Below are 24,185 nucleotides of genomic sequence, written 5' to 3'. Positions count from 1 at the left end.
ATAAGCGTAATCTTGCTCAACACCTTATTGCGCTCAATTGCTATTTATTGGCAAAAAGAGCGCATTTAAAACGATTCTAATAATTAAATACAGCGTTAAGAGGTCATCATGAGCACACCAGAAAGTCGCAGCCAGTGGCAAGCACTCGCAGATACAATGTCTATTAATGGCGCAGCCTTTATTGCTGGCGAATATGTTGAATCACAATCTAAAGCCACCTTTGATTGCATCAGCCCTATCGACGGCAAGGTACTCGCTAAAGTGGCAAGCTGTGACGAGGCTGACGCCAATATTGCCGTTAGTAATGCCAGAGAAACATTTGAAAGTGGTGTGTGGGCGCATCTTGCTCCAGTAAAGCGTAAGCAGATAATGATCCGCTTCGCTGATCTGCTGGAAGAGAATGTTGATGAGTTGGCGCTGCTTGAAACCTTGGATATGGGAAAACCTATTCAATACTCCCGCGCTGTCGATGTTGCCGGTGCGGCTCGCGCTATTCGCTGGTCTGGTGAAGCGATAGATAAGATTTACGATGAAATAGCCCCCACGGCCCATAACGAGATTGGCATGATCACTCGTGAAGCTGTCGGTGTGGTTGCCGCTATTGTGCCATGGAACTTCCCGCTATTAATGGCGTGTTGGAAACTTGGGCCGGCATTAGCAACCGGTAACAGTGTGGTATTAAAGCCATCAGAAAAATCGCCTCTAACCGCAATTCGTATGGCGCAATTGGCTATTGAAGCGGGCATTCCCAAGGGCGTGCTTAACGTATTGCCTGGTTTTGGCCACACTGTGGGTAAGGCACTGGCACTGCATATGGATGTCGATACCTTGGTGTTTACCGGTTCAACCAAGATTGCCAAGCAGTTAATGGTCTACGCTGGCGAATCAAACATGAAGCGTGTTTGGCTAGAAGCGGGCGGCAAGAGCCCTAATATTGTCTTTAACGACACGCCTGACCTTAAGAAAGCAGCCCAAGCAGCTGCCTGTGCTATTGCCTTTAACCAAGGCGAAGTGTGCACCGCGGGTTCTCGTTTGTTAGTTGAAGCGGGGGTCAAAGATGAGCTTATCGGACTGATAGCAGAAGAGTTACAAAGCTGGCAGCCAGGTCATCCACTGGATCCTAACACCACCTCTGGCGCCGTGGTTGATAAGCAGCAGCTTGATAACGTATTAGGTTACATTCAATCAGGTAAAGATGAAGGGGCTAGGCTCAACTTTGGTGGACGCCAAGTGATGCAAGATTCTGGTGGTGTCTATATTGAGCCGACTATCTTCTCTGACGTTGATAACAAGATGACTATCGCTAGAGAGGAGATCTTTGGCCCGGTGTTATCGGTGATCACCTTTGAAGGTATGGATCAAGCGGTAGCGATCGCTAATGACAGCATTTATGGCTTAGCCGCAGGTGTTTGGACTGCGGATATCAGCAAGGCGCACAAAACAGCCAAAGCACTGCGTAGCGGTATGGTGTGGATTAATCATTATGATGGTGGCGATATGACCGCACCTTTCGGTGGCTATAAACAGTCGGGTAATGGCCGTGATAAATCACTGCATGCTTTTGACAAATACACTGAAATTAAAGCCACTTGGATTTCGCTGGATTAAATGGTTATTAGCTTTGCCATAAGTTTACGATAGCTTTGAGATAGTTTTGCCACTTTACCAAAAGCCAGCCATCATAATGGCTGGCTTTTCAATTGTTGGTTGCTCATCACTGCGTATGCTGCAACATCAATGGCAAATACCTCCGTAAGCTTCAATATTTGTGTTTCTACCCAGCCTTGACGGTGGTCATAGTTCTTACCTGTGTACTTATCATCACCACACAAAAAAGCACGCCTCACTACACGGCTACAGCAATGATAATAGGGGCTTCTCGTTAAATAAAAAGTTCAATGCTTATAAGGGGTCGTCTTGGCATACAACCTCCTTGTTAAATGCTCTTGCCAAGCTTAGTCGCAGGTCGTTCTTTGTGCCATTAACCATGGGTGGCACTATTTACTCCTTTAGTAGAGATTATCTCCTATTTTTATACCTCTCTCTTTAGGGGGCAGGTCTAAAAAATCACTTTTTTCTTCATCGTTTTTTAAAATCCACCATTGTTTTAAAAAACATAAAACAATGTATACGGAAGAAATTAAAACGGTTGTCATGATTAGCATTACTATTTTAAACAATATGGTTTGGTCAACTCCAAAAAATATAGATGGAATAGCGATACAAATTATGAGAAATAGTATGTTTTTTAATGCTGTAATACATGCAAAGCCCACTACAGTTAAGTCCAATAGACACATTCTCATAAAGTTTTTATGATTATTTTTATTCATTTTCATTCTCTTTAGTTTAGCTTCTCTTTTACAGCATCCACAATCTTATCTTTGTTGTCTATAATCGTGGCTATTGGTACTATCGTGATAGCATCTGCAACTTTAATAGCTCCTCCTTTGACCATCGATTGATCGTTCATACCTGCTTTTGCTCCTCCAGCCGCAGCAACATATGTGCTGCCTTTAACTCCAACTATCGCTTTTTCAGTTTTACTGGAGAGTTGTACTACTGCTTTTCCTGCTTTGACAGTACCACTTACCGCCCCTTGAACTAACTTAGCACCAAAACCACCTACGGCACCTAATGCAGCAGACGTTGCAACACTTCCTAAGTCAATATTACCAACAGCTTCAGTAAACCCTTCTCCTTTCACCATTGATGCACCTATTTGCATTGCAGCATCTATCCCTCCAATAAGCGCACCAAGCAACAAAAATTCGCCATTGGGATCTGTATATTTATAAGGATTATTATTCACATACAAATAACGATTGAATGACATTACTGGGTTTTTAGGAGTGTACCCAACCGGATCATTCGAGTAAAAACGACCTATAAGTGGATCATAGTATCGTGCCTGCATATACGTCAGCCCAAGATCTGTATCTTGCAGATGACCAGTGTAACCTATGCCTTCTTTTTCGCCGCCAAGGCGTTTGCCAAACGGTTCATACACACTGCGACTGACCACCTTACCTTCGGCGTCAGTCTCCATCACCGGCGTGCCGAGCATATCGGTATGTTGATAGGTGACTTTATAGGTAGAATGCCCTGTCACCTGAATGGTTTTAGTTGCCGAGTAAGCACTGCACACGCTGTTATCACAGGCCCTGACTTTATAGCTGTATGAGCCAATGCTTTTATTGCGGTTTAACGATAAACCATCACCAGAATACAAAGCCCCCTTGGATTCACCGCTGACTTGATAATGAGTCGCTTTTGTCACCGCACTCCAACTAACTTGATAACTGCCGTCACCATCTGTGCTGGCGAGTTCCAGTGTGGGTACCGCAAGTGGCGGCGGCACTGCAATTTGAATTGTTTTGGTCGCTGAATAAGCCGAACAAACATTTTGATTACAGGCACGTACCTTATAGCTATAGCTGCCATTCTCCTTCGTATAGTCCCGTGACAATAAATATGGACAGGCATAGTTAATGCCACACTTTATAGCCTCCGACTAAACTTGATAGATGAGTTTCAGCAGGAGAGTGTAATGCCACGGCCAAGACGAACCTTAATTAGCCTTGAACTTTCTATTTAACGACAAGCTCTTATTACCATTGCTGTAGTCGCGTTGTTCGGCGTGCTTTTCTGTGTGGTGCACTTAGATCTTGAATTCGGTGACACAACCCACTATTCAAAAGATAAAACTAATGTAACATCTGCATCCATAAGAAAAATCTTATTTAATAGGGAATTCAAGGGAGACGTAACAGATGTTTATGATTGAGTTGAATAGTACCGGCTGGAGATATTGGCTGGTAACCGCTGCACTGCTTACCTACGGAGTTGTCGCTGATCCCATAGGTTTTGTGCTTGCCATAGCCCTTACATTGGTTCATCTGCTTCACTTTGTCATTATGAAACGAAGTGTTACCGCATTTCCCATACAGGTTCGATTTTGGTATCTGTCACTGCTGTTACTGGCGCAGGTCGAGGGACTTGGGTGGATATATTGGATCCCGGCAATAGGCACCTGGGCTCAAGTACTCTTTGGCTACTGCGCCATGGCGCGCTTCGTTTCACTGCTCCCCTGGAACAGCAGTGAGCGTTTTTCGTTTTCCCTAGTCAGCCGAACATTTCTTGCCCGCCCCGTAAAAGGAAGCATCAAGCAAAATATTGCCGCTCAAAAATAATAGATGCTTAGAATAAATATGGACAGGCATAGTGAATGATGAAGTGGCTAACCCATAGCATCCAAGCTATGAGCTAGCCGCTTACAAGTGTAAGCAACAACCAGCAACTCTATGGCGTGACGATATTAAACACCCCTTTAGGCTTATCCAGTTTCGAGAAGAAACTGGCTAAATCAATTTTGCTGCCCTCTATTTCCAAATCGTCCGAGAACAACAGATCTGACACGCCTGCACTGCCGATAATCAAGTCGATAAATAGCTCGTGACTGATGTTGAGTGTGGCGTTAGCCGAGGCTGACTTTGGGGTCAGTTTGTGGTGTAACACGGCATTTTTAAGGGTGAGCACGTAATTTTTATCAAGGTCGGTGAAGTTGATATTAAGCTCAAAATCCTCGCCAAACGCCTCTGGGCCAATCACCCTCGATGCCATCGATTGCAGGAAGTTCTCGATTGGCGATCGCAGTAAAATTTGTTTCATTGACGCTAGATCGATGCCCTTTTCCGGGCTGCCGTGGCGTAGCTCATAGGCAGCGCTCAGGTAAACATCGCGCCAGGGGGCCGACTCGGCTTGATAACCGAGCTGATCATAGCTGCTTGCGAGTAACTCTTTGGCGCGTTCATTGCCGTCATCAGCAACCACAAGATGATTAATCAACTCTGCCGCCCAGCGGTATTCACCTGCATCAAGCGCGAGTTTGGCTTGCTCAATCACTTTGTCGGCGCCGCCCATCAACTTGACATATTTTGCCGCTGAAGCCACTGCTGGCAATGGATCTAGGTTAATCGGATTGGCGTCATACCAGCCTAAATAGGCTTGATAGACTGCTTTAGCATTATGCTTAGCGGTGCCGTAATAACCGCGACTGGCAAAGGTGTTCGCCAGCTCTGGTGGCATTTCGATCGCGTCAGCGATCTCTGCTGGCGTTAAACCTGCATTGAGCATGCGCACCGATTGGTCGTGGATGTATTTATAGGTATCACGCTGCTTTTCCAGAAAGCTGTTGATTGCATCTTGGCCCCAGATGGGCCAGTGGTGACTGCCAAAGTAAACCTGAGTATCGCGCTGGGCGTTAAGCGCGCTATCGATTGCGCTGCTCCAGGTGAGTGCGTCACGCACCTTGGCGCCGCGCAGGGTATAGAGGTTATGCATGTTCTTAGACACTAATTCCGCGCCGCAGTAAGCCTGCTGCTGTGGCAAATAGAAGGTAAACTCCGCTGGGGCTTCTGAGCCTGAGACAATCTGAAACTCAAACGGCACTCCATCAATCAGCTGGGTTGAATCTTGGGCTATCACCGTGGTTGGGCTTAAGATCCCGAACTGACCAAAGGCGGGCTCCTTACCTAAGCCAGAGTCTATGTGCCCTCGTGGCGAGCGTGGTAACTGCTTGCCATACATATACATGGCGCGGCGGCTCATGGCGGTTCCTGCCATCACATTCTCGCTGGTGGCTTCATGCATAAAGCCAGCGGGTGCAATGATGTCTATATCAGCGAGCGAGCTGTCATCCAGCGCACTGTTATCTAGCGAAAAATTTTCAAGCAAGCCCAACGCGCCGCCAAAATGATCCATATGACTATGGGTAAATAAAATCGCGCTAATAGGCCGCTCTCCTAACTGCTGCTTGAGAAACTCAAACGCTGTTTTGGCTGTCTCTGCTGTGGTAAGCGGATCGACAACTATCCAGCCGGTTTTACCGGCAATCACCGTCATATTGGCGAGATCAAATCCACGCAGTTGGTAAACCCCAGTGGTGACTTCGAACAAACCATCGATATTATTCAGTGTTGCTTGTCGCCAAAGGCTGGGGTTAACGCTATTGGGTGCATCTCCCTCAATGAAGTCATAGCTGCTTCTGTCCCAGATTGTTTTACCTTGTTTATCAACAACAATTAACTCAGCCATCTTGGCAATAAAACCACGTTGGGCATCTTTAAAGTCTTGTTTGTCAGCAAACGGCAGCTCGGTTAACAGGGCATTATTGGCGTCGATAGTGTGAGTACTTGCTGGGGTAAAGCCATAATCATCTGTAGCTTGATTGCCAGTCTGACTTGGTTGACAACCGAGTAGCAATATCGCGGCAAGGCTGCCAATAAATAACTGTTGCCCAGTCGCACTGAGCTTATAGGGGAGTGTGGCTAAGGTGTTCGTTGGCATCGGTGGCACTCACTGGCTAGCTGTTAACAATTACCAGTAAGTTATTACAAGTTGGTAACTAGTTAGTTATCATTTTCCGCCAATGATATTACGGTCCTAAAATGGCTGACTGCAACGCTGGCGGTAATCTGATGGACTGATCCCCTGCCAAGTATGGAAAAAACGACTGAAATTACTCACGCAGCTATAACCGAGCGTATCTGATAAGGTGCTGATTGGCATTTGAGTATTAGCGAGGTAATGGTGCGCCAGTTCTTGCCGCTTTAGCTTCAATAGTGCCCTAAATCCAGTACCTTCAAACTGCAGGTAACGGCTTAAACTGCGCTCGCTGATATTGTACATTTGCGCAATTTTTAGTGCAGTGGGCTCTTCGTTCACCAATAATGCGTGGATCCCTTGGCTGGTTTTTTTCTGCCAATTTAGTACCTGCATCTTATCTAAATATTGTCTTACTGCTTTCTCATTGTGCTGAGCTAATAACGGATCTTTACTGATCACCGTTTGTTCAAGCATGGTGCGATCCATCCACATACAGTTATCAGCTGCGCCCAGTACGACTGGGCAATCAAAGCAATCGTTCCAAGGCTGTTGTGATTTTGGTGCGGGCCTAATCAGCTCTACTTTACGCACAAAGTCGCTATGGCCAATCATCTGTTTACCGTGCAGCATCAAGCTTGAAAAAAAGGCATCGATGGCTAAATCACTGATCTCTACTCCATTAAGCGGGATAATAGTGAAGCCGAGCAGGTGCGGCGTGCGCTGCAAACTAATGACAGCAGAGTTGCTGACTAACGCCGAATAATCGGGAAGGGTTTCGAAGGCTTGCGCTAGGGTGTCGCAGCTCATCATCAGCGCCCCTAAGGAGCGAAAATTGATTGGGTAAGCATATTGGCCGACGGTTAATCCAAAGGCCAATGAGCCAGATGCACGCTCTGCCGCCTGCCAAAGCAGGGTCATTTTATCAATAGCGACTCGAGAGTCGGGCTCTGCCTCTAATTGAGCCAGACTCAATCCCACCTCACTAAATACGCTGCTGGCGTCAATATTATTCGCGCTGAGTGCACGGGCGATAGCTAAAGACCAAGCGGCAATGGTACTGTATTTTGGCGTCGTCAAAGATACCTACTCAAAAGTGCTCAGTGAATGTGGCTTGCATGATACGACTTACTTGATGTTGTGGTCATTGTAGCGCCAAATTATAGGCAATTGATATGGCTGTTAATCGTTCAGTTATGTAGGCTGGTGTAACAGCAGTCAATAGTCAATGGGAGTTTAGATTACAGTGGCAGATATAGAAATACAGATGCTGACGCCGCCAGATTGGCGCAAATATAAAGCGTTAAGACTGGCATCGTTACAAGACTCGCCAGATGCGTTCGGCTCGACCTACCAAAAAGAGATTAATTTTGATGAAGCCCAATGGCGTGTTCGTCTTGATGCTGAGCCGCAAACAAAATCCATATTGCCATTAGTTGCAGTAATAGATGCAGTGGCTGCCGGTTTGGCCTTTGGTGTGCGGCATAATCCAAATGATAGAACCATCCATGTGTATCAGATGTGGGTTGCTAAAAGCGCACGTGGTTATGGCATCGGTAGATTACTACTGCAAAAAATAGTCGACTGGGCAGTATTAATGGATGTCGAGCTTGTGTCGCTTGAGGTTACAGCTACAAATATTGCCGCGGTGAAGCTATATCAAACTATGGGTTTCAAAGCTGAAGCAGCACTTGAGCCACTGCGTGAGGGCTCCAAAATTTTAGTAAAGACCATGACTTACGACGTTAAAAAAGACAGATCTTAAATGGATAAAAAGAGCGATTAGAACGGATAGTGGGCAAATATGTCGTCAATCATCTCGCTTAACGGCGCATCGTCATCGCATGTTCTGCTGTAGGTGCGTAAGCCTGATATCTGCACCTGAATATGGCGTGCTAGCTGTTTAGCATCTTTGTCTTTACTGACTTCGCCAATCGATTGTGCTTCTATTATTAGCTTTTCGAACTCATGCTCCATTGTTTTTAAAGACTGCTTTGCGGTCTCTAAAAGCTCTAGGTGTTCATCTGTTAGCTCGGCAACTGTTTTAGCCAGCATACACATGGCGCTTGGTGCACTGCCTCTATTTTCAATGATCATCAGTTTCATAAAGGCTGTTAATGCCGCAATAGGCGAGTTAGCCGAGGCTCTAGAAAGCACTAGTTGAGCAATTCCTGCTTGGGTATAACGGGTCAATGCCTCTTTAAATAAGCCCTCTTTACTACCAAAGGCGGCGTAAATACTGCCGGGGCGCATATCAATAACATCCTGCAAATTACGCATTGAGGTGGCATGAAAGCCCTTCTCCCAATATAAATTTGTTGCTTTATCAATAACTTGTTCCCGATCGAATTTAGCGTTCTTTCTCATAAAACTGACTCACATTAAAAATGTCATTGAACGATTGTTCAATTTTAGCTTGAACGATCGTTCAAATCTAGTTATATTATTTGCATACTAATTTACACGTCAATTTACACACTGAGGCGCAGACCCAATAAATCTGTAGCTAGCGAATTTGCAAATGAAGCAAAACTAACAATAGGGATCTCCTTATGAGCAACTTTAAATTACATACAGTTGAAACAGCGCCAGCAAAAAGCAAGCCGATTCTAGAGGGAGCAGCAAAGCAAATGGGAGCGATTCCTGGCTTGTATGCGGTAATGGCAGAGTCACCTAATACCTTAGAGGCGTATATGCAGTTGCATCAGCAATTTGCCAGTTCATCCTTTGATGCACAAGAGCTCACTGTTGTATGGCAAACCATTAACGTTGAGCATGAGTGTCATTATTGTGTCCCAGCACATACTGGCATTGCACATTCAATGAAGGTAGACCCAGCATTAACTGAAGCGCTGCGTAACCGCGAACCAATGCCAACGCCAAAACTACAAGCACTGCAGGACCTAACATTGAGCATGGTGCGTAACCGCGGTAATGTGGCTCAGGCAGAATTAGCAGCGTTTTATACTGCAGGCTATGGCCAGCAACAGGTGCTTGAAATCATTTTGGGTTTATCGCAAAAAGTGATCAGTAACTACGTAAATCATATAGCGCAGACACCGGTTGATAAGATGTTTGAACAGTTCGCTTGGAAATAACACTTATAAGACGTTTTGTTGGTAGATGTGTTTAGGATGACGCCATTAACTGTAAAAGGTGACTCATAGTTGATTGTTAGCCTATCCCTCTAGTCGCTTGCTACGTTACGAGCAATCAGCCTAAGGAGATATCCTTGGGCTTTTTTGTGCCTTGGCTTTTCAAGCGCCGGTGTTCTATCAGAAGCTGGGTTTTGAAGCTGTCGGAGTTGTAGCGGGGTTTCCTGGCAGCCCTAAGCGCTACTTTATGCTGAAGAAGTATTAGGCTACGAATCATTGATTTAGACTGTTTTCCTTTTTAATCAATGTAGTGCATAGCTGCTAAGTCATCCTACTTTGGCCTAACAGCTAGAACAGCTATTTTTTCTCGCTTGGTAGTCTATAACGTTGCCATATTTATCGATGGAAAATTCGCAACATTCATCAAACAAACTATGGAGCTGTTTACGGCTCTTTTGCACTCTTGACTTGAGCGTCGAGTATTTTATGTCATGCATTGCGGCGTACTCTTTTTGAGACACCCCATCGATTTCAATGGCGGTTAACATCGCGGCATCGTCTTTGGGTAAACGGCTAATAAAGGGTACGATACAAGAGGATAACTGCTGTTGCACCTCCTCTTCTGGCTTGTTATACCAAAGGTCATTTTCGGTTAGATCGCTGCCTTTAGCGCGTTGACGGTAGAAATCAATGATGCTGTTGTTGGCGATTTGATACAACCAGGATTTGATTTTTTTGCTGTCGTGAACAGTGCTCAAGTTATTGTAGGTCTTGATTAAGATCTCTTGCAATAGGTCGTCAACGTCGTCAGGATCCGACACGTTACGGTGCAAAAAGGCCTTGAGGCTCGCTTGATATTCAGACCATATCTTTTCTACATTCATCGCTTTCAACTCTCACACCTTTGTATACGCACTTGATCAATAATAGCACTGTGTCATTTGGACTTATGCTTAAGCATAAATCTGATTAGCTACTAATATGACGAACTTGTATATGACGAACTCGTACCGAAAAAGACGAAGTTTATCTTAAATAAATTTATGCGGGTGATTGGCGGAGTCTTTAGAGAGTGCAATGAGATACGCAAAAGATAAAAGCGGACCATGTCCGCTTTTAATAGCAAATTCATAATGCTAAAAGATATCTCTAAATCGATGGTAAAGCATTCCCATGGCGAGTAGTGGCGAGCGAAGATGCGGTCCACCGGGGAATGTCATATGAGGGATTTGGGCAAAAATATCAAAACGTTCAGCTTGGGTGCTGATGGCTTCGGCAATCAGTTTGGCTGCCATATGGGTAGCATTAACCCCGTGTCCGGCATAAGCCTGGGCATAGAAGATATTCTTAGCATCTGGCAATCGACCGATTTGTGGTAGTCGGTTAGCGCCAATGCCGATCATGCCGCCCCATTCATAATCGATAGCAATGCCTGTTAATTGCGGGAATACCTTTTCAAGATTAGGGCGTAATGCGGCTTCAATATCTTTAGGATCTTTACCTGAATATGTACACAAACCTCCGAACAGTAACCGGTTATCTTCCGATAGGTGGTAGTAGTCAAGATCGACTCTGAGATCGGCAAACGCCATATTCTTGGGAATGATGCTGTCACACTGTTCTTGGGTGAGTGGCTCGGTCGCTAGAATATAAGTGCCTGCGGGCAGTACTTTTCCGCCGATATCACTCTCAAGCTTGTGACCAAGATAGGCGTTGCCAGCAAGGACTAGGTATCGGCAGTTAACTTCGCCATCTGCGGTGATGACTTTAGGTTTATCACCCTTAATTATTTTCTCAGCGGCGCTATATTCATACATTTTCACCCCTAAGCTGCGGGCGACTTTGGCTTCGCCCAAGGCTAAGTTAAGCGGATGTAGATGGCCACTTGCCATGTCGACCAATGCGCCTTGATAAAAGTCGGAACCGACGACTTCGCCAACCTGAGACCTGTCGAGCAGGGTCATATTGTGACCATAGCCAAGCTTATTGAGGTGCTCTAAGTCCTCTTCAAGCTCTTGCATATGCTTTGGCCTTATTGCTAAGTCGCAATAACCCATCTGTAAGTTGCAGTCGATGTTATGCTCTTTTACCCGCTGCCTAACGATATCAACGGCTTCAAACCCCATCTGCTCGATGGCATTAACGCCTTCGCGGCCAATAATGTTTTCAAACTGTTCTATATTATGACCAATTCCTCTAATGAGTTCCCCGCCGTTACGCCCTGAAGCACCCCAGCCAATCCTTTTGGCTTCTAGCAAGGCAACTGAGAAACCTTTTTGAGCCAATTCTATCGCGGTGTTGAGGCCACTAAAGCCGCCACCCACCACACATACGTCCACATCTAACACCTCCTCTAATCGAGGTGATTGGTGTAACTCTTTTGCTGTTGCAAAGTAGTATGAAGCGGGATATTGCTCGCTGTGCACCGGGCTTTTAGTTGACATCTTTACTCCACATTGGTGTTTTTATTGTAAATTGGACTTGTGACCGTAAACTCAAGATGATTATGAATAAATTATTTACAGATGTTCGTTATTTTTAACACGCTTTCCTGTAGAATACAAACTCGCACGACTGTATGAACAATGTTTGCTTTAATTTGCCAGTATTGTTTTGGAGCCGAATCGGTGCGTTTTATTGTTCTGCATGTTGTTGGAGGCATAGAACGACAACTTCAATGAGGGGAAAGAGTTTGGATATTGGAGCAAACCTTAAAACGATTAGAAAGTTAAAGGGCTTATCGCAGCGTGAACTTGCTAAGCGTGCTGGCGTGACAAACAGTACCATCTCAATGATTGAGAAAAATAGTGTCAGCCCGTCTGTCAGTTCATTGAAAAAGGTCCTATCAGGCTTACCATTGTCATTGGTGGAATTTTTTTCAATAGAAGATGAGACAGCAAGTGAGCAAAAGGTGGTTTATCGTAGCGATGAACTGCTGGATATCGGCGATGGTGTTTTAGACTTTAAATTAATAGGACGAGACTTTCCTAACCGTGCAATGTCTGTCATGAGCGAGACCTATCCACCCGGTGCTGACACTGGTATAGAGATGCTCAAACATGAAGGCGAAGAAGCGGCCATGGTGATTGAAGGCAAACTTGAATTGACTGTGGGTGATGAGGTATTCGAGCTTTGTGAAGGTGACAGCTATTACTTTAACAGTGAGTTACCCCATCGTTTTCGCAACCCTTTTGATGCGCCTTGCCGCATAGTGAGTGCTACGACTCCAGCAAACTTCTAATACTTCGTCCCATGTGATGCAGCCTTAGTCGCCAGATAAGTTATCTAGCGACTAAGGCTTTTTTGTACCCACTTTCCACTGTTAACCGTACTCATCGTGTCAATCTTGATCATATCCCTGCCATCTTGTGTAAATAATATAAAGCATCAGTACGACTTTAGTGTGAGCTCTGTCAATAACATCAAACATGACTAAAGTGCTCGGTTATTGTTGTAATAACTTGTTGATGAGTACTGTAAATATCAGCAAGTAACCATAAGTCATTGTTTCTAATTGCCTTGGCTTTCTGTTTTTTGATTATTTCCATTCCTTTCTGTTAACCTCTTGCCTAGTTTCAAAATTAAGTGTAGTGTGTGAAAAAACGAACATTCGGCTAGTAACTGTTCATTATTAGAAATTTCGTAAATCAAGATAAAAACGATTATAAAAACCATTGAAAAAACTCTTAATACGAAGGATTGAAGGTGTTATATGTCGGAAGTAGGGCTCGCAGTAGTCGGTGTGACGGCATGCAATCAGCAGTTAGGATTGCATCCATTTAACATAGTTGGCGAAAAATACTTATTAGCCATTGCCGATGCCACTCAATCATGGCCGTTGATTATTCCTGCACTAGGGCATTGCCCAGCAGAAATCGTGTTATCACGGTTAGACGGCATTCTATTTACCGGTTCCCCCTCTAATATCGAACCTCACCATTTCGATGGCCCTGCAAGTGAAGCGGGAAGCCATCATGACCCTAAACGTGACGCGACCACCCTGCCGTTAATTCATGCCGCAATTCAAGCTGGGGTTCCAGTGCTGGGCATTTGTCGAGGTTTTCAGGAGATGAATGTGGCGTTTGGTGGCAGCTTGCATCAAAAACTGCATGAAGTCGGTGGCTTTATTGAGCATCGCGAAGATAAAACGGCAGCCGTCGAAGAGCAGTACGGTATTTCCCATGAGGTCAAGATAGAACCTGGAGGATTGCTTCACGAGGCCTGGGGCCGCAGCTCCGCAGAGGTAAACTCTGTGCACACACAAGGTGTTGATCGCCTGGGTGTTGGGTTGCGGCCAGAAGCATATGCAGAGGATGGATTAATAGAAGCGTTTGCAGTTAAAGACGCGAAAAATTTCGCATTAGGCGTTCAATGGCATCCGGAGTGGAAAGCGTTAGATAGCGCTTTTTATACCGCAATCTTTAAAGCCTTTAGTCAGGCATGTCAGCGCCGTGCAATCAGCAGAGTAAAATAATAATGAAAAAATTAATTAGCTATTTAAAAGACGAAAAAATCACCGAAGTAGAGTGTGTTGTTGCTGATATGACCGGTATTGCCAGAGGCAAGATTGCGCCTGTCGGTAAGTTTATTGATGAGAAGGGCATGCGCTTACCCGAGAGCGTACTTTTGCAGACCGTGACCGGTGATTATGTTGAAGATACGGCCTATGACGCTTTATTGGATGCTGCCGATATCGACTTTGTATGTGTCCCTGACGAAAATGCTGTTTTTAAGCTGCCCTGGACTATCGAAGCCACTGCACAGGTTATTCATGATACGTACGACAAAATGGGTAATCCTATTGAGTTGTCTCCGCGTAACCTGCTTAAAAAAGTGCTCAAGTTATATGAAGATAAGGGTTGGAAGCCGGTCGTTGCACCAGAGATGGAGTTCTATCTTACCCGTATTAATGAAGATCCTGATCAAGCGCTTATCCCACCGATTGGGCGTTCTGGCCGTCAAGAGTCTGGACGCCAGTCCTTCTCGATTGATGCTGCGAATGAGTACGATCCGCTATTTGAAGATATGTATGATTGGTGTGCGATCCAAGGGTTAGATATCGATACCTTGATCCACGAAGAGGGTACTGCTCAAATGGAGATCAACTTCTCTCATGGCGATGCGCTTTCTCTGGCTGATCAGGTGTTTGTATTTAAGCGTACCTTGCGTGAAGCCGCACTTAAGCACAAAGTCTGCGCCACCTTCATGGCAAAACCAATTACTAACGAGCCTGGTAGCGCGATGCACCTGCATCAGAGCATTGTTGATATTAAATCAGGTAAAAACATCTTCACTAATGGAGATGGTACAAAAGGCCCGCTTTTCTATAGCTATATTGGTGGCCTACAAAAGTTCATTCCTGAGCTACTGCCGTTATTCGCACCGAATGTGAACTCTTTCCGCCGTTTCCTACCGGGGACTTCTGCACCGGTTAACTTGGAATGGGGCGAAGAGAACCGTACTTGTGGTCTACGAATTCCAGAATCTTCACCGCAAAACCTCCGTGTTGAAAACCGTATCGCCGGCGCTGATGCCAACAGTTATTTGGCGATAGCCGCTAGTCTGTTGTGTGGCTATATGGGCATGGTTGAAGACGTTAAGCCTTTGACTCCTGTTCAAGGACGAGCCAATGAAACTCGTAGTGGAATTTCGCTACCGTTAACGCTTGAAGAAGCCTTGGCTGTGATGGCTGAAAGCTCCGCATGTCGCGAGTATTTAGGTGAAACCTTTACCAATGGTTATATCGCAGTGAAGCAAGCAGATTTAGAAAACTATCGCCAAGTGATTAGTTCTTGGGAGCGTAAGTTCCTATTGCTAACCGTTTAAGTATTGTCGCTGTCGGTGCTGATTTTGGGGATTGGCACCAATAGCGTTTCTGAATATAAAACTAACAAATATAAAGGAGTTATCCATATAGATAACGTTGTTTGTAGTCAAACAACGTTATCTATATGGAAGCTGTAAAGCAGTACCGACTGCCGATGCGGTTTTTCAGGTGTAGCATTGGTCAACAATAAGAACTAAAGCCGATAAATCGGCAACACAATGCAGCAACAGTAGAAAAGGTATTTCTACTGCTACGCTAAACAGGAGATAGCATGAAGCTTTTAAAAAAGGTAACGACCTTAGCCCTCGTCACAGCAAGTGTTTTGGCCAGTAGTGCCACTTACGCAGAGGAGGTCGTTCGGGTTTATAATTGGTCTGATTATATTGCCGAAGACACGCTAGAGAATTTTCATAAAGAAACGGGTATTCGTGTTATTTACGATGTATTTGACAGTAATGAAGTGGTTGAAGCGAAGTTGCTTTCAGGCCGCTCAGGTTACGATATCGTAGTGCCATCAAATAGTTTTTTAGCCAAGCAGATCAAAGCTGGCGCATTTCAAAAGCTTGATTCTAACCAGCTCACTAACCATAAAAACTTAAGCCCAGAGTTAATGACCCAGCTTGAGTCTGCCGATCCAGGCAATCAATACTCAGTACCTTATCTTTGGGGCACTAACGGCATCGGTTATAACGTCGATAAAGTGAAGGCAGCGTTAGGTGAAGCAGCACCAGTTGATTCATTAGAGCTTATCTTTAATCCTAAGTACGCTGAGAAGTTGTCTAAGTGTGGTATCTCTCTGCTAGACAGTGCTGATGAGATGATCCCAATGGCACTCATCTATTTAGGACTCGATCCTAACAGTATTAAAGCGGATGACTTTAAGAAGGCCGGTGAAGTGTTAAGTAAAGTGCGTCCCTATATTACTTACTTCCATTCTTCACGTTATATCACTGATTTAGCTAATGGTGACATCTGCGTTGCATTTGGTTATTCAGGTGACATTTTCCAAGCGGCAGCCCGTGCTGAAGAGGCGGGAAACGGCAATGTTATTGAGTACTCAATTCCACAAGAGGGCTCAAATTTATGGTTTGACATGTTAGCCATTCCAGCCGATGCCGCTAACGTGAAAAATGCCCACACCTTTATTAACTACCTGCTTCGTCCAGAAGTGATTGCGCCTATTAGTAACTACGTTGCTTATGCTAACCCTAACGTACCTGCATTGCCGTTGGTTGATGAGGAGGTGCGTACTAATACTTCTATCTACCCAACAAAAGAGGTGTTAGATCGCCTTTATGTTGGTGATGTTCGTCCAATGAAATCACAACGTGCACTGACACGTGTGTGGACAAAAGTGAAATCGGGTTATTAGTCAAAATTTGGGCAAGGTGTTTACCTTGCCCTTTTTGAACAACAGCAAAAATTGACACAATTTTAAAAGATGAGCCTTTGATCTTAAGGCTTATCTGTTGGAGAAGTAATATGGCTAGTACCTTGGGCGTCACCAATAAACCGATTACAAAGACGCAAGGCGAAGTGCTACTTCAGATCGACCGAGTCAGTAAGTTATTTGATGAAGTGCGCGCAGTAGATGATGTGTCACTGAGTATTAAAAAAGGCGAGATCTTTGCACTGCTGGGGGGGTCGGGTTCAGGTAAATCAACCTTGCTACGCATACTTGCAGGTTTTGAAAAACCGTCTGAAGGACGTATTTTTCTTGATGGCGAAGATATTACCGATATGCCGCCACATGAACGACCGATCAATATGATGTTTCAGTCTTACGCACTCTTTCCACATATGTCAGTGGCGCAAAATATTGCCTTTGGACTGAAGCAAGACAAGTTACCAAAAGCAGAGATAGAAGCGCGGGTGCAGGAGATGCTAAAGCTGGTGCATATGGAAGCTTATGCCAAGCGCAAGCCTAACCAATTGTCGGGCGGTCAACGTCAGCGGGTGGCGTTGGCGCGCTCACTCGCTAAACGGCCTAAATTACTGCTACTCGATGAGCCAATGGGCGCGCTCGACAAGAAGTTGCGTACCCAGATGCAACTCGAGGTGGTGGATATTCTTGAATCTGTTGGTGTGACGTGCGTAATGGTGACCCACGATCAAGAAGAAGCGATGACCATGGCGGCGCGAATTTCGATCATGCATGATGGCTGGATCGCACAAACCGGCTCACCGACCGATATCTATGAAAGCCCAAATAGCCGTATGGTTGCAGAGTTTATTGGTAGCGTTAACTTGTTTGAAGGCCAGATTGTTGAAGATCAAGCCGATCACCTGATGATTGAAAGCCAAGGTTTGGCACAAAAAATATTTATTGCTCATGGTGTATCCACCAGCGTCGAGGATAAAACCGTTTGGGTAGCAGTACGTCCTGAAAAGACCCGCATTACCCGCGAGCAACCTCAAGGTGAGCATAACTGGTCCAGTGGTGTGGTTGAAGATATTGCTTATTTAGGCGGTATTTCGGTGTATTACATCCGCCTGCCGAATAAGCAGTTAATCCAAACTATCATGACTAACCGTGAACGTCGTTCAGATCCTCCAACGTGGGAAGAAGCGGTTTTCATTAGCTGGGAGGCCACCAGCGGAGTGGTCCTTAGATCATAAGGAATCGATCATGAAAAAGCCGTTAAAATTTCGATTACCCAAAGGCCAATGCTGGACCATAGGTGTCCCTTACTTTTGGCTATTAATGTTTTTTGCACTGCCCTTCGCCATTGTACTTAAGATTAGTTTCTCTACTCCAATTATTGCTATACCTCCCTACGAGCCGCTACTTGAATACGCTGAAGAGTCACTCAATATCATGCTTAATTTGGGCAACTACTTGCTCATTCTTGACGATTCACTGTATTACAACGCCTATTTGAGTTCCTTGAAGATGGCAGCCATCTCCACTATTGGTTGTTTGCTTATCGGTTACCCGATGGCGTACGCCATCGCCAGAGCACCTAAGAGCAGCCAAATGCTGTTGGTACTATTGGTGATGCTGCCGACATGGACTTCGTTTCTTATCCGGGTTTATGCGTGGATGGGGATCTTGAGCAATAATGGTGTTATCAATAATATATTGATGTGGACCGGACTTATCTCTGAGCCGCTGCAGATATTAAACACCAATACTGCGGTGTATATCGGCATTATTTATACCTACCTGCCATTTATGATCCTGCCTCTGTATGCGACCTTGTCGCAGCTGGATATGAGCTTATTGGAAGCTGCATCGGATCTTGGTTCTCGTAGCCTCAATACCTTCTGGAAAGTCACATTGCCTTTATCTAAGGGCGGCGTTATCGCCGGCTCTATGTTGGTGTTTATTCCGGTGGTGGGTGAGTTTGTTATCCCTGAGTTACTGGGGGGACCGGACACCTTGATGATAGGTAAAGTGCTATGGCAAGAGTTCTTTAATAACCGCGATTGGCCGGTTGCCTCTGCATTAGCGATTGTGATGTTAGGGTTATTGATTATCCCCATCACGCTATTTCATCATTATCAGGCGCGCGAGATGGAGAAAGAAGCATGAAGAAGTTAAGTTTCTCTACCGTAATGCTGTGGGCGGGAATGTTCTTTCTCTATGCCCCTATGTTTGTTCTGGTATTTTACTCGTTTAACGCATCCAAGCTGGTGACAGTTTGGGGCGGTTTTTCAATTAAATGGTATGGCGAACTGTTTCGCGATCAACAGATCCTCGATGCTGTAGGGACCAGTTTACAGGTGGCCTTTTATGCCTCCACGATGGCGGTGATCCTTGGCACCATGGCGGCATTTGTGATGACACGTTTTGCCCGTGGGTGGGGCAAGCTTACCCTGTCAAATATGATCACTGCGCCACTGGTTATGCCAGAAGTTATCACCGGATTGTCACTGCTGTTGCTGTTTGTGCATATGGCTGACTTTCTAGGCTGGCCAGCTGAGCGCGGTATGCTCACCATTTGGATTGCGCATTCGACATTCTGTGCGGCATACGTTGCAGTGGTGGTGTCTTCTCGGCTGCGTGAGATCGACCGTTCAATTGAAGAGGCCGCAATGGATCTGGGAGCAACGCCGTTAAAGACGTTTTTCCTCATCACGGTGCCAATGATATCGCCGGCGATAATCGCCGGTTGGTTGTTATCGTTCAGCTTATCTCTTGATGATTTGGTTATCGCCAGCTTTGCCTCTGGCCCTGGTGCCACAACTTTACCTATGGTGGTGTTCTCATCGGTAAGAATGGGGGTATCGCCAAAGATAAACGCCTTAGCGACCTTGATTATCTTGTTGGTATCGCTAATCGCATTTGTCTCTTGGTACTTTGCCCGCAGAGCCGAAGCCAAGCAGCGTGCAAGCTCAGCTTAGCTATTTGAGCCGACAATCTAGGGCTTTCTCTGCATTGTCGGCCATAAATATTAGCAGCTAAGTTGAAGACGATGAGCTATTAAGCAGCTCGTTTATCGAGATTGTAAGATTCGCTTTTTAAAGCGTAAAGGACAGAAGTTATGTCAATAATAAATAACCAAAGGCAGGCGGAAACCATGACCAGTACTCCACACGCAGATTCATATTACGCGGCATCAGCCAACGACAAAACAGAGCGTGCGCAACTACAAGACAACATCGATACGGATATTTGTATCATCGGTGCCGGTTATACCGGTCTGTCGACCGCATTGCATCTTTTAGAGATGGGTTATAGCGTCACCGTACTCGAAGCTGCGCGCATAGGTTGGGGCGCATCGGGCCGCAATGGTGGCCAGATAGTCAATAGCTTTAGTCGCGATATCGACACGATTGAAAAGACGGTCGGCAAAGAAGCTGGCAAGCTGTTCGGAGAGATGGCATTTGAAGGCGCGCGGATTATTAAAGAGCGCATTAGCAAATATAACATTCAGTGTGACCTACAAGATGGCGGCGTGTTTGCCGCGCTTAACGACAAGCAGATGGGCCATCTACAAGCGCAAAAAGTGCTGTGGGAAAAGCATGGTCACATGAATCACCTTGAGCTGTTGGATAAAAGTGACATCCGCAAAGTCGTCGACACAGAAGCTTATGTTGGTGGCCTGCTGGATAAAAGCGGGGGTCATATTCATCCACTGAATTTAGCGCTCGGTGAAGCTAAAGCTGTAGAGTCCTTGGGCGGTAAGATCTATGAAGATTCGGCGGTGATTAAGGTCGAAGAGGGTGAAAACCCAGTAGTACACACGGCTCACGGTAGCGTGAAGTCTAAATTTGTGGTGGTGGCAGGTAATGCCTATCTCGGCGGTTTAATACCACAGCTGCAAGCTAAGGCGATGCCCTGTGGCACCCAAGTGATCACCACTGAACCGCTAAGTGATGAGCTAGCAAAAAGCTTATTGCCGCAAAATTACTGCGTTGAAGACTGTAACTATCTATTGGATTACTTCCGCTTATCAGGTGATAACCGTCTTATTTATGGTGGCGGTGTGGTTTATGGCGCTCGCGATCCAGCAGACATTAAGTCGATTATGACCCCTAAAATGTTGAATACTTTTCCGCAACTTAAAGATATTAAAATCGACTATACCTGGACGGGTAACTTCCTGTTGACGCTGTCTCGTTTACCGCAAGTGGGCCGTATCGGCAGCAATATCTACTACTCACAAGGTTGCAGTGGTCATGGGGTAACTTACACCCATTTAGCGGGCAAGATATTGGCCGAAGCCATCAACGGTCAAGCGACTCGATTTGATGCATTTGCAGGACTGCCCCATTACCCATTCCCAGGTGGCCATAAGCTTCAAGTGCCTTTCAGTGCGATTGGTGCCTGGTATTACACCATGCGCGACAAGTTAGGTGTTTAAAGGTTGGTAAGAGTGTGACAACACGCTTCAAAACGAAAAGCCTACGTAAGTAGGCTTTTTTCATTTGACGAGTGTGGGCTTAATTAGCCTGAGTTCAGCTTAGCTTTTCGAAAAGCGTTTTTGGAGCTTGTTAATGCTTACACCTAAACCTATCACCAGCAGTTCAACCGCACAGATGCTGATTAAAACATAAAATAACGCGGGAACATGCTTAATAAAATCCATCATCAATTCTCTTTTTGTTTATGAGATACATCCTGTTGCTTGTAACAACTATCCCATAATTGTCACACTGTTTTTTTGATACCGATCACAGCTTGTGCTGTTTTTGTGATTGAGCCAGGCTTTTCTTTGGGTGTTAAGGCGAAATTCGGCTGAGAGAGCTTAACATCAGCCACGACTAGCATTAAGTGTGTAAAACGCGATGAGTTAATCTAACTTGATAATGCTACACGGCGCTGCTAGCTTTTAAGGCAGTATTTTATGCTGAATGAAGATTTGCTGTTTGGGTCCATAAGCCTAATTAATCTTGCCAATATAATTGAGGTTTAGAGGATTAATATGAGTTATTTAAAAACGGTAGTATTGCTTTTCTGTGTTGTTTTTTCTGCCCTGTCAGTCGCGGGTGACGGCCATGATGCCGCTCCTTCTAGTGGCGCTAAAGATATGCCAGGTGCTAAAGGGGTATTTGCCTTCCAGCCAAGTGATTGGATGGAAGGGAAAAAGACCTGGTGGAAAGACAGTGATGGCGTCGCTCCCGGTGTTGCAGGTTGCCATATTGGTACCGATGAAAATGGCACTCCCAACGGCAGAATGTTTGGCGAAGCATGTATGGAAGATGGCTTTCTTGTCGAATCAAATCCTGGTAAAGATGTGCTTCACTCTCATGCTAATGACACCGGTCATCCAGATAAGTTTGATTGTAATGCTTGGTGTGTCGGATCGGGTAATAGTAGCGGTATGTGTACTATTGCTGCCGCAGCACCTTGTGAGCAATCGGCAAAGTGCGTTTGTAAATAGCGTTTTATTATTCTATTAAAAAAGCGAACCGTTCATTATGAATATGAACTGGGTTCGCTTTTTACTTTTAAGCCACTAAAGGTGCTGCTTTAACCCGTTTTACTCGACAATCTATCCTGCCAACCTCAGCTTATATGCTGAACTCTCCGCGCTGCGTTAGCGCAAACTGTCTCGCTTGAGGAGGAAATGCCGACTGCTGCGTTATCGATGTAGAGCTGTTTTTTATCATGCTCATCAAATGTTTTATAACAACAAAAGTAAATTGTATTCCAAGGAATATTTCTATTTGTGTTTTTTAAAAAGTGGTGTGAATTACGCCGCCTTATCTAGTTCAACTTGTATTGATAGATAGATAGATAGATAGATATCATGGTCTGATTCAGGTCATTTTAACTGAATCACTGTGTTGTTTATTTTTGATGTAGCCATGGGAAAACATCGAGCCTGAAACTGATACTACTATTCGGTTAATCCATGAGTGCGTTGCGCGCGGCCATACTGTGGCGCTAGCGACTACCAGCAATTTAAACCATGCGTGACAGTGAACAATGAAAAGGGCAGTCTGTTCATCAATAAAGACGCCATGTTCAGCGCTAAAGAGTTAATCGCATTTGCATATCATTAACTTGGTGTGCATATGTTGACCACGATTAACGCTAGGCGTCAGTCGTTACGGGTACTGTCTCTTGGTCTAGTGGGCAATACCCACACCCAAGAAGGCGTGGTGATTTACAGCGAGTATTGCTCTGGAAACTTAACCAGCCGCGTCTATCGCGGTGGTGGCTTTACTAAAGACGTCCTCTATTTAAAAGGCTTTAGGGATATAGTGAACTTGAGTAAAACCATGCCATTGGACAACTTACGGGAGGGTAAAGCGGGCTTACTCGACTTGCCTATTATCAGTGAAATGGTTGAACGAAACATGCTTGAAAACCCCGTCGCGCTATTTGGGCTGCAACATACAGCGACGCCCGATACTGCAGTGCTCGATTATCTGCTCATACCTCTGGAATACATATCAGACAGCTAAAATCCGAGTAGAGGAGAGTTTAAACACAAGAAGATATGCCTGCTGAGGTGTACCGACCATGTGGCGGGTATTGCATTGTCACTGCTTTAAAATACACTTGTAATGGGCGGTAGATTTCACAGCAGCGACCCAGTTGAATATGGGAGCAGTTTTGTCGTGGTATTGCTGTGCATCATGCTAATAAAGTTGATTGGTTGCACAGGTTGTATGCCGCCCAGCTACGGCTGGGCAGGCTATTACCGCAACGGCCAGTGGCAACAGAATCGGTTTAGCATTTTATAGTTGGTAATATTTTTAAGAGTGGCTATATGTCAACTGACGAAGGTTTTCAACTATGACCTTATTTTCTTCATTAGAGGACACCATATCCAAAGCAGCGATTAGATATCCCTCATAATCTTTCCCTGCAAGCTCCTGTATTTCTCTGCCGCGTCCAGTCAATACGGTATAAACGCCTCTTTTATCCTTGGGACACAGATCTCGAATTGTATAGCCCCTTTTTTCAAGCCGCTCGACGAGACGCGTAACAGAACTCTGATTTAACCCCAAGAGACTAGACAGTTCCTGCATTCGCAACTCTGAATCTGATGCATCGGAGAGTAACCTCAAAGCACGGTAGTCCGTAAGACCTAATCCGTGATCATATTGAAGATTTTTAGCAATTTGATTTTCTACACTGTCTACAACGTTCTTCATTCTTTGCCACACCAAACATAGCGGTATCATAATAAGTCCCAAATAACATGCACATACATGTAGATTGGGTATTATAGCATTTACCAGCAACTGATGTGAAAACAATCCTATTTATTGCTAAACACTAATCACAGCGGCCTAAAGCTCCCTCTTACGACCAAGGTTATGCTGATAATAATCATATTTATCTTAATGTCATTAATATTTAATATATATGCTTGCACATGCATATATATTAAATATTAATGACATTAAGATAAATATGATTATTATCAGCATAACCTTGGTCGTAAGAGGGAGCTTTAGGCCGCTGTGATTAGTGT

Annotated in this window: 23 protein-coding genes and 1 pseudogene; 15 read left to right on the top strand and 9 right to left on the bottom strand. The window is 45.0% G+C overall.

Annotated elements, in window-relative coordinates:
* Positions 1–108: 108 nt before the first annotated feature.
* Positions 109–1,608, top strand: a complete 1,500-nt coding sequence (locus L2755_RS17905; RefSeq protein ID WP_248982041.1) for an aldehyde dehydrogenase — start codon at positions 109–111, stop codon at positions 1,606–1,608.
* Between the two features lie 98 nt (positions 1,609–1,706).
* Here the strand turns inward: L2755_RS17905 and L2755_RS17900 are convergent.
* The 3 genes and pseudogenes from L2755_RS17900 to L2755_RS17890 form a co-directional block, all read right to left on the bottom strand.
* Positions 1,707–1,847 (bottom strand): annotated as a pseudogene (locus L2755_RS17900) (nitrogen fixation protein NifB); the annotation flags it as partial.
* A 162-nt stretch (positions 1,848–2,009) separates the two neighbouring features.
* Entirely contained in the window at positions 2,010–2,333 is a 324-nt protein-coding gene (locus L2755_RS17895) for a hypothetical protein (protein WP_248982040.1), read from the bottom strand.
* A gap of 11 nt (positions 2,334–2,344) precedes the next feature.
* A complete protein-coding gene (locus L2755_RS17890) occupies positions 2,345–3,469 on the bottom strand; it encodes an RHS repeat domain-containing protein (protein ID WP_248982039.1) in 1,125 nt (374 codons plus the stop codon).
* Between the two features lie 304 nt (positions 3,470–3,773).
* Here L2755_RS17890 and L2755_RS17885 point away from each other — a divergent pair, with 304 nt between their 5' ends.
* Positions 3,774–4,193 (top strand): hypothetical protein, encoded by a 420-nt coding sequence (locus L2755_RS17885; protein ID WP_248982038.1) that lies wholly within the window; start codon positions 3,774–3,776, stop codon positions 4,191–4,193.
* A gap of 109 nt (positions 4,194–4,302) precedes the next feature.
* Here L2755_RS17885 and L2755_RS17880 read toward each other — a convergent pair whose 3' ends face one another.
* Together L2755_RS17880 and L2755_RS17875 are read right to left on the bottom strand one after the other, a co-directional pair.
* Entirely contained in the window at positions 4,303–6,348 is a 2,046-nt protein-coding gene (locus tag L2755_RS17880; RefSeq protein ID WP_248982037.1) for an alkyl/aryl-sulfatase, read from the bottom strand.
* A 96-nt stretch (positions 6,349–6,444) separates the two neighbouring features.
* Positions 6,445–7,464, bottom strand: coding sequence for an AraC family transcriptional regulator (locus L2755_RS17875; protein WP_248982036.1), 1,020 nt, complete (start codon positions 7,462–7,464; stop codon positions 6,445–6,447).
* Between the two features lie 166 nt (positions 7,465–7,630).
* Here L2755_RS17875 and L2755_RS17870 point away from each other — a divergent pair, with 166 nt between their 5' ends.
* A complete protein-coding gene (locus tag L2755_RS17870) occupies positions 7,631–8,149 on the top strand; it encodes a GNAT family N-acetyltransferase (protein WP_248982035.1) in 519 nt (172 codons plus the stop codon).
* 17 nt (positions 8,150–8,166) lie between these two features.
* On the opposite strand, the gene L2755_RS17865 is transcribed toward L2755_RS17870, so the two are convergent.
* Positions 8,167–8,751: a TetR/AcrR family transcriptional regulator gene (locus tag L2755_RS17865; protein WP_248982034.1), complete on the bottom strand. Its 585-nt coding sequence runs from the start codon at positions 8,749–8,751 to the stop codon at positions 8,167–8,169.
* 185 nt (positions 8,752–8,936) lie between these two features.
* On the opposite strand from L2755_RS17865, the gene L2755_RS17860 reads away from it, so the two are divergent.
* Entirely contained in the window at positions 8,937–9,482 is a 546-nt protein-coding gene (locus L2755_RS17860; RefSeq protein ID WP_248982033.1) for a carboxymuconolactone decarboxylase family protein, read from the top strand.
* A 338-nt stretch (positions 9,483–9,820) separates the two neighbouring features.
* On the opposite strand, the gene sigZ is transcribed toward L2755_RS17860, so the two are convergent.
* A complete protein-coding gene (gene sigZ, locus L2755_RS17850) occupies positions 9,821–10,363 on the bottom strand; it encodes an RNA polymerase sigma factor SigZ (RefSeq protein WP_248982056.1) in 543 nt (180 codons plus the stop codon).
* A 252-nt stretch (positions 10,364–10,615) separates the two neighbouring features.
* Positions 10,616–11,923, bottom strand: a complete 1,308-nt coding sequence (locus L2755_RS17845; RefSeq protein ID WP_248982032.1) for an NAD(P)/FAD-dependent oxidoreductase — start codon at positions 11,921–11,923, stop codon at positions 10,616–10,618.
* Positions 11,924–12,171: 248 nt separating this feature from the next.
* On the opposite strand from L2755_RS17845, the gene L2755_RS17840 reads away from it, so the two are divergent.
* The 11 genes from L2755_RS17840 to L2755_RS17790 all read left to right on the top strand — a co-directional run bounded on the left by L2755_RS17840 (position 12,172) and on the right by L2755_RS17790 (position 23,166).
* Complete coding sequence (locus L2755_RS17840; protein WP_248982031.1) at positions 12,172–12,720, top strand: cupin domain-containing protein; 549 nt, start codon at positions 12,172–12,174, stop codon at positions 12,718–12,720.
* Between the two features lie 471 nt (positions 12,721–13,191).
* Positions 13,192–13,953 carry a gamma-glutamyl-gamma-aminobutyrate hydrolase family protein gene (locus tag L2755_RS17835; protein WP_248982030.1) on the top strand — a complete coding sequence of 254 codons (762 nt, stop codon included), beginning with the start codon at positions 13,192–13,194 and terminating at the stop codon, positions 13,951–13,953.
* Between the two features lie 2 nt (positions 13,954–13,955).
* A complete protein-coding gene (locus L2755_RS17830) occupies positions 13,956–15,305 on the top strand; it encodes a glutamine synthetase family protein (protein WP_248982029.1) in 1,350 nt (449 codons plus the stop codon).
* Positions 15,306–15,577: 272 nt separating this feature from the next.
* Positions 15,578–16,678 carry a polyamine ABC transporter substrate-binding protein gene (locus L2755_RS17825; protein WP_248982028.1) on the top strand — a complete coding sequence of 367 codons (1,101 nt, stop codon included), beginning with the start codon at positions 15,578–15,580 and terminating at the stop codon, positions 16,676–16,678.
* Between the two features lie 110 nt (positions 16,679–16,788).
* Positions 16,789–17,925 (top strand): polyamine ABC transporter ATP-binding protein, encoded by a 1,137-nt coding sequence (gene potA / locus L2755_RS17820; protein ID WP_248982027.1) that lies wholly within the window; start codon positions 16,789–16,791, stop codon positions 17,923–17,925.
* Positions 17,926–17,935: 10 nt separating this feature from the next.
* A complete protein-coding gene (locus L2755_RS17815) occupies positions 17,936–18,841 on the top strand; it encodes an ABC transporter permease subunit (RefSeq protein ID WP_248982026.1) in 906 nt (301 codons plus the stop codon).
* On the top strand, positions 18,838–19,653 hold the full coding sequence (locus tag L2755_RS17810; protein ID WP_248982025.1) for an ABC transporter permease subunit: 816 nt from the start codon (positions 18,838–18,840) through the stop codon (positions 19,651–19,653). Before L2755_RS17815 ends, L2755_RS17810 begins: the two co-directional genes overlap by 4 nt.
* 176 nt (positions 19,654–19,829) lie before the next feature.
* The gene (locus L2755_RS17805; RefSeq protein WP_248982055.1) at positions 19,830–21,116 is read left to right on the top strand and encodes an NAD(P)/FAD-dependent oxidoreductase; all 1,287 of its coding nucleotides are present in this window, start codon (positions 19,830–19,832) and stop codon (positions 21,114–21,116) included.
* Between the two features lie 561 nt (positions 21,117–21,677).
* Positions 21,678–22,136, top strand: coding sequence for a hypothetical protein (locus tag L2755_RS17800; protein WP_248982024.1), 459 nt, complete (start codon positions 21,678–21,680; stop codon positions 22,134–22,136).
* 437 nt (positions 22,137–22,573) lie between these two features.
* Positions 22,574–22,675, top strand: a complete 102-nt coding sequence (locus L2755_RS17795) for a hypothetical protein (protein WP_346348104.1) — start codon at positions 22,574–22,576, stop codon at positions 22,673–22,675.
* Between the two features lie 98 nt (positions 22,676–22,773).
* Positions 22,774–23,166, top strand: coding sequence for a tyrosine/phenylalanine carboxypeptidase domain-containing protein (locus L2755_RS17790; RefSeq protein WP_248982023.1), 393 nt, complete (start codon positions 22,774–22,776; stop codon positions 23,164–23,166).
* 294 nt (positions 23,167–23,460) lie between these two features.
* Here L2755_RS17790 and L2755_RS17785 read toward each other — a convergent pair whose 3' ends face one another.
* A complete protein-coding gene (locus tag L2755_RS17785; protein ID WP_248982022.1) occupies positions 23,461–23,862 on the bottom strand; it encodes a MarR family winged helix-turn-helix transcriptional regulator in 402 nt (133 codons plus the stop codon).
* Positions 23,863–24,185: the final 323 nt, after the last annotated feature.

Source organism: Shewanella abyssi (genome assembly GCF_023284025.1).
GTDB classification, from domain to species: Bacteria; Pseudomonadota; Gammaproteobacteria; order Enterobacterales; family Shewanellaceae; genus Shewanella; species Shewanella abyssi.
The sequence above is the reverse complement of the archived record's forward strand: the minus strand, read 5'-3'. Positions and strand labels throughout refer to the sequence as shown.

Bases quoted from the DNA above. Each gene is read 5' to 3' on its own strand.
- L2755_RS17880 (WP_248982037.1), bottom strand. From the start codon at position 6,348: ATGCCAACGAACACCTTAGCCACACTCCCCTATAAGCTCAGTGCGACT.
- L2755_RS17805 (WP_248982055.1), top strand. From the start codon at position 19,830: ATGACCAGTACTCCACACGCAGATTCATATTACGCGGCATCAGCCAAC.
- L2755_RS17825 (WP_248982028.1), top strand. From the start codon at position 15,578: ATGAAGCTTTTAAAAAAGGTAACGACCTTAGCCCTCGTCACAGCAAGT.
- L2755_RS17905 (WP_248982041.1), top strand. From the start codon at position 109: ATGAGCACACCAGAAAGTCGCAGCCAGTGGCAAGCACTCGCAGATACA.
- L2755_RS17815 (WP_248982026.1), top strand. From the start codon at position 17,936: ATGAAAAAGCCGTTAAAATTTCGATTACCCAAAGGCCAATGCTGGACC.
- L2755_RS17785 (WP_248982022.1), bottom strand. From the start codon at position 23,862: ATGAAGAACGTTGTAGACAGTGTAGAAAATCAAATTGCTAAAAATCTT.
- L2755_RS17810 (WP_248982025.1), top strand. From the start codon at position 18,838: ATGAAGAAGTTAAGTTTCTCTACCGTAATGCTGTGGGCGGGAATGTTC.
- L2755_RS17830 (WP_248982029.1), top strand. From the start codon at position 13,956: ATGAAAAAATTAATTAGCTATTTAAAAGACGAAAAAATCACCGAAGTA.
- L2755_RS17835 (WP_248982030.1), top strand. From the start codon at position 13,192: ATGTCGGAAGTAGGGCTCGCAGTAGTCGGTGTGACGGCATGCAATCAG.
- L2755_RS17845 (WP_248982032.1), bottom strand. From the start codon at position 11,923: ATGTCAACTAAAAGCCCGGTGCACAGCGAGCAATATCCCGCTTCATAC.
- L2755_RS17790 (WP_248982023.1), top strand. From the start codon at position 22,774: ATGTTGACCACGATTAACGCTAGGCGTCAGTCGTTACGGGTACTGTCT.
- sigZ (WP_248982056.1), bottom strand. From the start codon at position 10,363: ATGAATGTAGAAAAGATATGGTCTGAATATCAAGCGAGCCTCAAGGCC.
- L2755_RS17865 (WP_248982034.1), bottom strand. From the start codon at position 8,751: ATGAGAAAGAACGCTAAATTCGATCGGGAACAAGTTATTGATAAAGCA.
- L2755_RS17885 (WP_248982038.1), top strand. From the start codon at position 3,774: ATGTTTATGATTGAGTTGAATAGTACCGGCTGGAGATATTGGCTGGTA.
- L2755_RS17895 (WP_248982040.1), bottom strand. From the start codon at position 2,333: ATGAATAAAAATAATCATAAAAACTTTATGAGAATGTGTCTATTGGAC.
- L2755_RS17860 (WP_248982033.1), top strand. From the start codon at position 8,937: ATGAGCAACTTTAAATTACATACAGTTGAAACAGCGCCAGCAAAAAGC.
- L2755_RS17800 (WP_248982024.1), top strand. From the start codon at position 21,678: ATGAGTTATTTAAAAACGGTAGTATTGCTTTTCTGTGTTGTTTTTTCT.
- potA (WP_248982027.1), top strand. From the start codon at position 16,789: ATGGCTAGTACCTTGGGCGTCACCAATAAACCGATTACAAAGACGCAA.